We start from the raw sequence: 4,092 nt of genomic DNA, 5'->3' as shown, positions 1-4,092 counted from the left end.
GCGTGCATCCCCGAGGCGGGCAACCAGCCCAGCCCGCGGGCGAAGACCAGCACGAGCATGAGCCCGAGCCAGAAGGCAGGCAGGGAGTTCACCGCGAGACCCAGGGCGCCGACGGCCCGCTCCGCGGCCGAGCCGCGGCGGCGCGCCATCCACACGCCCAGCGGGATCGCCGTCGCGAGGTGGACCAGGTAGGCGGTGACGGTCAGCAGCAGCGTGCGCGGCACGGCCTCGGCGAGGATGTCCGACACCTCGCGGTGCAGGCGCAGGCTGCGGCCGAGGTCGCCGTGCAGCACCACGCCCCCCAGCCAGCGGACGTACTGCTCGGCGAGCGGGCGGTCGAGGCCGTACTGCTGCCGCAGCAGCGCCCGGCCCGCGGCGTCGAGGTCGGGGTCGCGCAGCATCTCCACCGGGTCGCCCGGCGCGAGGCGCGCCATCAGGAAGACCAGGCTGAGCGCGGCCAGCACCAGCAGCAGGGCGGTCGCCAGTCGCGTCAGCAGGTCACGGATCATCGGTGCTCCCGGTTGGTCGGCCCGGGTCAGTCTAGGGACGGCCCCCGCGCGCGGTCAAGGCCGGCCCTCGGCCCGGACGCACTTAGCACGGGCCCCCGTGCAAGCTGCGGCGCCCGCGTCGGGGCGCGGGATGCCTCCGCGCTGACGGGGACAGGCCGCGGCGGCGCGTCCTGCCCCGCCGTTCCCGATCGTTCCCCGTCGCGCCCCCGCGCCCGGGCCGATGTCGCGCCGCTCCGCGGCACGGGACTTTCATGGCCGGCGGCGACGAGGGAACGACAACCGGGAGAGCACCATGCACATCGTCGCCGCCCAGCGCCGGCTCGCCGCCGCGGGCCTGCTGACCGCCTGCCTCGCCGCCGCCGGCTGCGAGATCGCCGAGCCCGCCCTGCCGGTCTTCACGACCCGCGTCTCGGTGCCCATCGGCACGCACGAGCTCACGGTGCTCGAAGCGCTCGAGGACCAGGACGACGTCGTCGCGGGCGCGGACTCCGTGCTGGTGTTCGGCGCGGAGGGCGACACGACGAGCGTCGAGCTGGATCTCGACCTCGTCGCCGAACTGGACGGCCTCGACGTCGCGGCCGAGCTCGGCGCCTTCGCGCTGCCGGACCAGCCGCCCCGGACCGCCGGCTTCACGCTGGCCGAGATCGCGCCCGAGCTGGCGGCCCTGCCGCCGGTGCCCCTGCCGGTGCCGGCGTTCACGATCGACCTGCAGAGCGATCCCGCCCCCCTGGACCGGCTCGACTCCGCGCGCATCGCCTCCGGCCGACTCGAAGTGCGGCTGCGCAACGGGCTGCCGGTGCCGGTCTCGGGCGCGGCGGCGCCGGAGCGGATCGTCGCCGACGTCCTGGACGGCGCGGGCGCGGTGGTGACGACGGTGGTCTTCGACGGCGAGATCGCACCGGGCGACAGCGCCGCGGTGCAGACCGACCTCGCCGGCGCCGTGCTCTCGGGCGGGTTGGCCGTGCGCCTGCGCGGCGGCTCGCCGGGCGCCGCCGCCGCCGTCGTGACCCCCGACGCCTCGCTGTCGGTGACGATGCTGCTGACCGGCCTGGTCGTCGACGAGGCCACGGCCCGCGTCGAGGCGCTCGCGTTCGACGAGTCGGGCGGCGCCGACCTGCCGGACTCGCTGGGCATCCTGGCGGCGACGATCGGCAGCGGCGTGCTGGACCTCGCGCTGTCCAGCGGCATCGAGCTGCCCTGCTCGGCGCGCGTGACGTTCCCGCAGCTGCGGGACCTCCGCGGCGACACGCTGGTCGTGCGCCTGGACCTGCCGTCGGGCGGCGAGCGGCGGACGGTCGTCGACCTCGCCGGCTGCACGATCACCGCCGGCGGCGGCGACGCGCTGACCCGGCTGACCTACGACGTGGCGATCGCCTCGCCCGGCAGCGGCGACGGCGTGGTCACGCTGTCCGCCGACGCCGGGCTGTCGGCGGCCATCGCGCCGCTGACGCTGGCCTTCGCCGAGGTGCAGGGGGTCTTCCCCCGCGAGGTCTTCACCTTCGCGCCGCGCACCGAGACGATCGACATCCCCGACGAGCTCGACGGCGTGCGCCTGGCGTCGGCGACGCTGGTGGTGGACGTGTTCAACGGCACCGGCATCGGCGGCGAGGTCGAGCTGAGCCTCGTGGGCCGCAACGCCGCCGGCGACGAGGCCGAGCTGAGCGTCGTGGCCGAGGTCGCGCCCGCCCGCGCCGGCGGCGAGTCCCGCACGAGCATCGTGCTGGACGAGCACAACAGCAACATCGCGGAGCTGCTGAGCCTCCTGCCGGAGGAGCTGACCTTCGCCGGCGCGGTCAGCGTCGGCGGCGACGGCTGGGTGGGCACCGTGCGTCCCGGCGACCGGGCCCGCGCCTGCTGGCGCGTGGACGCCCCGCTGCGGCTCGAACTGCTGCCGTCCGAGACCGCGTTCGACCCCGAGCCGCTGGATCTGGACGACGACCTGCGCCGCGACCTCGACCGCCACCTCGAGACGGCGGCGATCACCGCCGTGATCGGCAACCACCTCCCCTTCGGCGTGGACGTGCGGCTGCAGGTCGGGCCCGACAGCCTGTCGGCGCTGGACGCTCCGGAGCTGGTGATCGGCCCGCTGTCGGTGACCGCAGGGCTGGTCGACGCCGTCGGCGGCTACGTGACCACGACGACCGACAGCCGGCACGTCGTCGCCCTGACCCGCGACCAGGTGCGGGCGCTGACCAGGCCGGGCGCCTTCACCGCGGCGGTGGCGACCCTGCCCGGCACCGGCGGGCTCACCGTGACCCTGCGCAGTGTGGACCGCCTGACGGTGAGCGGCGCGCTCACCGCCGAGATCACCGTCACCGACGACGACGAATGACGACCCGAGCGCCCCGGAGGCGACCCATGACCGCCCGACGTCCGCACCGCACCGCCCTGTCCCGCACCGCCCTGTCCCGCGCCGCCCGTCGCGCCGCGCCGCTGCTCGCGCTGTTGCCGGCGCTCCTGCTCGCGCTGCCCGTCGCGCCGGCCGCCGCCCAGGGCCAGGTGCGGGCCATGGGCCTGGCCGGGGCCTACACGGCCGCGGCGCGCGGCCTCGACGCCGTCGGCTGGAACCCGGCGAACCTCGCGCTGCGCCGCCCCCACGGCGTGGAGGTCGGCCTGGCCTCGGTTGCGATGGACCTCAACAACAACGCCTTCTCCCTGGAGCGTTACAACGAGATCTCCGGCGCCACGCTCAACGCCGCCGACAAGCAGCGGCTGCTCGACGACATCCCGGACGAGGGCTTCATGCTGAACGCGGACGTGCGGGCTTCGGCCCTGGGCCTCTGCGTGGGGCCGGTGGCCCTGAGCCTGCAGGGGCTCGCCGGCGGCACCGGCACCCTGGACAAGGACTTCTTCGACCTGGTCCTGATGGGCAACGAGATCGACGAGAGCTTCAGCTTCGAGGACACCGACGGCGAGGGCTTCGCGCTGGCCTCCGGCACCCTGTCGTTCGCGGCGCCGCTGCTGACCAGCCGCGCCGTGCGGCTGTCGGCCGGCGTCAACGCCCGCTACCTGCACGGCCTCTACGACCTGCGCGTCGAATCGGCGAGCGGGACCGTCGTCGCCACGATGACCGAGGTGCGCGGCGAGGCGTCCGCTTCCTACCTCACGTCGCGCGGCGGGACCGGCTACGCGGTGGACGCCGGGCTGGCGCTGCAGGCGCCGCGCGGCTGGGTCCTCGGACTGGCGGTCAGCAACGCCGCCAGCCGCATCGAGTGGGACCGCGACGTCGAGCGCACGACGTGGCGGGCGACGGTCGACTCGCTCGCGCTGGACACCGACGAGCCCGCGGACCGCGTCGTCGACGAGAAGACGGTCGCGGCGGCGGCGCCCTACGCCCGCAGCCTGCCCACGACGGTCCGCTTCGGCGCCAGCAACACGCTGGGCCCCCTGCTGCTGGCGGTGGACGTGGTGAAGCCGCTGGACGACCGCGCGGGCGCGGGCCGGCGCGTCGAGCTGAACGCGGGCCTGGAGTGGCGCCCGTGCGGCTGGCTGCGGCCGCGCCTGGGCCTGGGCTTCGGCGGCGACGTCAACCGCGCGGCGGCCGGCCTCGGCGTGGCGCTGGGACCGCTGTGCTGGGACCTGG

3 protein-coding genes are annotated in these 4,092 nt (G+C 75.8%); 2 read left to right on the top strand and 1 reads right to left on the bottom strand.

Annotated elements, in window-relative coordinates:
• Positions 1–509, bottom strand: a 509-nt coding sequence (locus tag Q7W29_08790; GenBank protein MDO9171912.1) for an ABC transporter permease, incomplete at its 3' end; no start/stop codon positions are given.
• Positions 510–801: 292 nt separating this feature from the next.
• Between Q7W29_08790 and Q7W29_08785 the strand changes: the two genes are divergently transcribed.
• Positions 802–2,841: a hypothetical protein gene (locus Q7W29_08785; protein ID MDO9171911.1), complete on the top strand. Its 2,040-nt coding sequence runs from the start codon at positions 802–804 to the stop codon at positions 2,839–2,841.
• Positions 2,842–2,867: 26 nt separating this feature from the next.
• On the top strand, positions 2,868–4,092 hold a 1,225-nt coding region (locus Q7W29_08780; GenBank protein ID MDO9171910.1), incomplete at its 3' end, for a DUF5723 family protein.

The sequence above is a fragment of the bacterium genome (assembly GCA_030654305.1).
GTDB lineage: Bacteria > Krumholzibacteriota > Krumholzibacteriia > LZORAL124-64-63 > LZORAL124-64-63 > PNOJ01.
Note: the sequence above shows the minus strand (reverse complement) of the source record. Positions and strands in the feature narration are given on the sequence as shown.